The following is a 273-nucleotide window of genomic DNA, read 5'->3' on the forward strand; positions in this document are numbered from 1 at the left end:
GTGGTATCAACAATCGCATTTACAAACGATGAGTTTGCACCGTTCACAAGTAACCGAAGCACTAAGTATGCAAGTAAGGCATCGCGGTGGCCTACAGCGGCAGATACACGGCACTGAATATTTTCTTCAGTGCCTATTTGGTCGAATAATGATTCACCCATACCGTGTAGACGTTGGAATTCAACCCCTTGATTGGCACCTTTTGCGACTTCTAAAAAAGTTGCCGCAGTGTATGAAGTGTGCGTGCCAAATTGTGGGAATAGTACATCGCGC

1 protein-coding gene is annotated in these 273 nt (G+C 45.8%); it reads right to left on the bottom strand.

All coding sequences use genetic code 11. The features are described from left to right. The coding region (locus CWB85_RS22090; RefSeq protein ID WP_138556027.1) for a proline dehydrogenase family protein at nt 1-273 on the bottom strand (273 nt) is incomplete at both ends.

Source organism: Pseudoalteromonas sp. S1727 (genome assembly GCF_005886375.1).
Lineage (GTDB): Bacteria > Pseudomonadota > Gammaproteobacteria > Enterobacterales > Alteromonadaceae > Pseudoalteromonas > Pseudoalteromonas haloplanktis.